The 4,505-nt window shown below is 67.8% G+C and carries 5 protein-coding genes; 4 read left to right on the top strand and 1 reads right to left on the bottom strand.

All coding sequences use genetic code 11. The annotated features are described in order from the left end of the window. Window positions 1–1,318, top strand: a 1,318-nt coding sequence (gene groL / locus JMF90_RS25415; RefSeq protein ID WP_201325573.1) for a chaperonin GroEL, incomplete at its 5' end; no start/stop codon positions are given. Window positions 1,319–1,464: 146 nt separating this feature from the next. Here the strand turns inward: groL and JMF90_RS25420 are convergent. Beyond that, complete coding sequence (locus JMF90_RS25420) at window positions 1,465–2,331, bottom strand: hydroxymethylpyrimidine/phosphomethylpyrimidine kinase (protein ID WP_054927441.1); 867 nt, start codon at window positions 2,329–2,331, stop codon at window positions 1,465–1,467. Between the two features lie 255 nt (window positions 2,332–2,586). Here JMF90_RS25420 and JMF90_RS25425 point away from each other — a divergent pair, with 255 nt between their 5' ends. The 3 genes from JMF90_RS25425 to JMF90_RS25435 all read left to right on the top strand — a co-directional run. Then, a complete protein-coding gene (locus JMF90_RS25425; RefSeq protein ID WP_004186709.1) occupies window positions 2,587–2,757 on the top strand; it encodes a rubredoxin in 171 nt (56 codons plus the stop codon). A gap of 104 nt (window positions 2,758–2,861) precedes the next feature. Then, on the top strand, window positions 2,862–4,163 hold the full coding sequence (locus tag JMF90_RS25430) for a hypothetical protein (RefSeq protein WP_125380787.1): 1,302 nt from the start codon (window positions 2,862–2,864) through the stop codon (window positions 4,161–4,163). Window positions 4,164–4,345: 182 nt separating this feature from the next. Beyond that, a partial coding sequence (locus JMF90_RS25435) for a YqgE/AlgH family protein (protein ID WP_201325574.1) occupies window positions 4,346–4,505 on the top strand: 160 nt, incomplete at its 3' end.

The raw sequence follows: 4,505 nt of genomic DNA on the forward strand, positions 1-4,505 counted from the left end.
ATCGGGCATGAACCCGATGGACCTGAAGCGCGGCATCGACAAGGCAGTCGCAGCGGCTGTCGAAGAGCTGAAGAAGATCAGCAAGCCGTGCACGACCAACAAGGAAATCGCACAGGTCGGCTCGATCTCGGCGAACAGCGATTCGTCGATCGGCGATCGCATCGCTGAAGCGATGGACAAGGTCGGCAAGGAAGGCGTGATCACCGTCGAAGACGGCAAGTCGCTGGCCGACGAGCTCGACGTCGTCGAAGGCATGCAGTTCGACCGCGGCTACCTGTCGCCGTACTTCATCAACAACCCGGACAAGCAAGTCGCCGTCCTCGACAACCCGTTCGTGCTGCTGCACGACAAGAAGGTGTCGAACATCCGTGATCTGCTGCCGGTGCTCGAGCAAGTCGCGAAGGCTGGCCGTCCGCTGCTGATCATCGCAGAAGACGTCGAAGGCGAAGCACTCGCGACGCTGGTCGTCAACAACATCCGCGGCATCCTGAAGACCGTTGCGGTCAAGGCGCCGGGCTTCGGCGATCGTCGCAAGGCGATGCTGGAAGACATCGCGATCCTGACCGGCGGTCAAGTCGTCGCGGAAGAAACCGGCCTGACGCTCGAGAAGGCAACGCTGGCAGAACTGGGCCAGGCGAAGCGTATCGAAGTGGGCAAGGAAAACACGACGATCATCGACGGCGCAGGCGAAGCCGTGAACATCGAAGCACGCGTGAAGCAAGTGCGCGCGCAAATCGAAGAAGCGACGTCGGACTACGACCGTGAAAAGCTGCAAGAGCGCGTGGCCAAGCTGGCAGGCGGCGTTGCAGTGATCAAGGTCGGTGCTGCGACCGAAGTCGAAATGAAGGAAAAGAAGGCACGTGTCGAAGACGCACTGCACGCAACCCGCGCAGCTGTGGAAGAAGGCATCGTGGCAGGCGGCGGCGTCGCGCTGATCCGCGCTCGTACCGCGATCGCAGGCCTGACCGGCGCGAACGCCGACCAGAACGCCGGCATCAAGATCGTGCTGCGCGCAATGGAAGAGCCGCTGCGCCAGATCGTCACGAACGGCGGCGAAGAAGCCAGCGTCGTGGTGGCGGCAGTTGCTGCAGGCAAGGGCAACTACGGCTACAACGCAGCAACGGGCGAGTACGTCGACATGGTTGAAGCCGGCGTCGTCGACCCGACCAAGGTCACGCGCACCGCACTGCAGAACGCAGCTTCGGTTGCTGGCCTGCTGCTGACGACGGACGCAGCTGTCGCAGAACTGCCGAAGGAAGACGCACCGATGCCGGGCGGCATGCCGGGCGGCATGGGCGGCATGGGCATGGACATGTAATCGACTTCGGTCGATGGTGTCCGGAGCGCGCAGCGATGCGCGTTCCAGCCAAAAGAAAAGACCCGCAGCGATGCGGGTCTTTTTTTATTTGCACGTGGAATTCGGCATGCCGTTCGCGGCGGCGGGACCTGCCCGCCGCGCGCAACTCAATGCCGATGCGACGTCCTCGGCACCAGATCGGCCTTCACGGCCGGCGGCGTGTCGGAGTCGTCATTGCTGCGCGCCCAGAAGAACCGATCGGGCAGGTACGCGCCCATGCCGGGCCGGAACGCGTCGCGCACGGCCTGGTACAGGTATTCCTGCGCCTCGCGCACGGCTTCGGGCGGCTCCTGGCCGTTCGCGAGCAGCGCCGCGATGGCCGCGCCGAGCGTATCGGTGATGCCCATCAGCCGGTGCGGCGAGCGATCCCACATGTCTTCGCGAAGCTGGCCTTCCTCGCCGTACAGCGTATTGACGAGCCGGTGCGAACCGGTTTCCGACGACAGGATGTATTCGCAGCCCTGCGACAGCAGGTGCGACACGGCCGCGTCGAGATTCGGCGCCTCGGCATCGCCGTCCGGCTGCGCGAGCGCGATCAGCGTCGCGTGGTCGGCGACCAGCAACGTGGTTTGCGGCGCCAGCAGGTCGGCGATCGATTCGCGCAGGTCGTCGGCGGCGAGCACGTGTTCGTCGTCGAGCGTGAAGTCCGGCGCGAGCACGAGCGGCACGCCGTCGTAGTCGGCGACGACTTCGGCGATCGCGCTGACGACTTCCGCGCGCGTCGCCGCGCCGATCTTGAACGCGGCAACCGGCATGTCTTCGAGCAGCATGCGCGCCTGCGCAGCGACGACATCGGGGTCGAGGCCGGTGACTTCATCGCAGGCGGCCGAGTCGCGCACGGTATAGCCGGTCAGGACGGACACGCCGTGACAGCCCATGCTCGCCAGGGTCATCAGATCGGCTTGGAGGCCGGAGCCGCCGGTGGGATCGGACAGGCCGAAGGTGAGGACGATCGGAGGGGCGTTGCTGGACATGTAAAAATGGGGCAAGAGAAAAACGGACGAGCGACGGACATGCGGACGGCGAGGCGAATGGGCGGGTTCGGCCCTGTGTTGCCCGGCAGGCCGCACTTTTCAACCATTATGCGGTGGAATCCGGCCGGTACGACGGATTTTTTAGCGCAGCGCAACGTAGGCGCCGTCCTCCAGCGCGATTGCTAGGCAGTCCGGCCCCGACACGGTACCATCATGGCTCCCGAATTTACCGACTTTTCCCCGACGCGGCTTAAGATGGAATACAAGAGCTGGATGTGCCTGATTTGTGGCTGGATTTACGACGAAGAAGCCGGGCTGCCGGAAGAGGGCATTGCCCCGGGCACGCGCTGGGAAGACGTCCCGATCAACTGGACGTGTCCCGAATGCGGCGCCCGCAAGGAAGACTTCGAGATGGTCCAGATCTGACCGGGCCCGTCGCCCACGGGCACTCCGCTCAGGCCTCGCACCGGCCCGGCGTTCGCGCGCCGCGGTTCGCGCGAGCGACTTGACGATGACAGGCGCGCGTGTCCATGACGTCCGATCCGGCGAACGTTCCCCACCCTGACGCATTGCCCAACCCGCGTGGCGGGGCCGTGCGTGCGGCCGACGCATGGCTGGCGGCGGCCGCCGACGCATTCGAGCGGCGCGACGATGCAGCGGCGCCGCTTGCCGCGGCCGCGGCGGTGCTCGCGGAAGCCGGCTGGCTGCCGGCCGCGCGTTTCGCCGGACAACTGTCGGCCACCGTGCCGCTCCTCGCCACCGAGCCGACCTCGGCCGGCTGGCGTGCCGCGCTGCGCGATTTCCGTGCGGCCGTCGGCCGCCACAACCTGCGCGAGCTTGCGTGCTCGCCCATTCTCTTCGAGCATTTCCGTGCGTTGCGCGCGCAAAGCGCCGCCGACCTGCGCACGAGCGCGCCGCTCGATGCGCTCGCGCTGGTCGGCCGCGCGGTGCCGCCTGCCACGCTGCGCGCGCTGCCCGATGCATTCGCGATCCGGATTCGTGCCCGCTACGAGCAGGCGCTGCTCGGCGTGCTGCGTGCCGAGCCCGGCGCGCCGGGCGCGGCGCTCGACGAACTCGACGCGATGCTGGCCGCGCTCACCGACGACGGGCCGTACGATTTCTGGCGGCTCGCGGCCGCGTGCGTGCGCGCGCTGCGCGCAAGCGGCGCGCCCGAGCTGAAGCGCTTTCTCGCGCGGACCAACCTGCTGCTCGGCGAACACGCGCAGGGCCGGCGCAGCGCGCCGCCCGAACTGGTGCGCGAGACGGTGGCGCTGCTGTGGCGCGATTTCGCGCTGTTCGGCGCCGCGGCCGAGGACGTCGCGCTCGTCGACGTGCTGCACGACTACGGGTTGACGGTCGACTGGCACGTGGCCGGCACGCCAGCCTCCGAAGCCTTGTGGGAGGCCGATGCCGCGCGGGCCGAGCACGAGGCGGTCACCGCCGCGCCGACCCGCGCGCTCGGCGTCGTGACCGTCAACGCGCATGCCTATGAGGATTTCCTGCAGACTGCCGATGCATCGATGGCCGACCTTGCGGCCAACCCGGCCGCGGCCGACCCGGGCGCCGCGTGGCATGCGTCCGCCGCCGCCTACCGGGTCGGCACGGCCGCGTGCGCGCTCGGGCTCGGTCACGCGGCGCTGCTGGCCGACACGCTCGGTCTGGCATGGCGTCGCGCGGCGCACGGCGTGCCGCTTGCCGACGGCGGCCTCGATGCGCACCGCCACGCGTCCGACATGCTGCGCGCGGCGCTTCTGAAGATCGCGGCCGGCGTCGCGCCGCCGGATCTTACTGCGGCGTCCGAAGCGCTCGGCACGGCGCTCGGCCGGACCTGACGAACAAGGGGACGGACACACGACGGCGGCCCTTGCCGCGCGGGCCTGCAACACGCTGCCGACAGCGCCCGCGCGCGTGTTAGAGTGCCGTGTGATCCGCGCGCGCCGTTGCCAGCGTGGCGCGGCGTTGCTTGTTGATCGCGGCCCGGTCAGGTCGCGGCGTCTTTGCTAAAATTCAAACCATGTCAAAGCCTTCCGATCGCATCAATCTCACCAACCAGTTCCTGATCGCCATGCCGAACATGGCCGATCCGACGTTCTCGGGAACGGTGGTCTATCTTTGCGATCACAGCGAGCGCGGTGCGCTCGGCCTCGTCATCAATCGTCCGACCGACATCGATC

The organism is Burkholderia sp. E168m23 (genome assembly GCF_016586125.1).
Lineage (GTDB): Bacteria > Pseudomonadota > Gammaproteobacteria > Burkholderiales > Burkholderiaceae > Burkholderia > Burkholderia orbicola.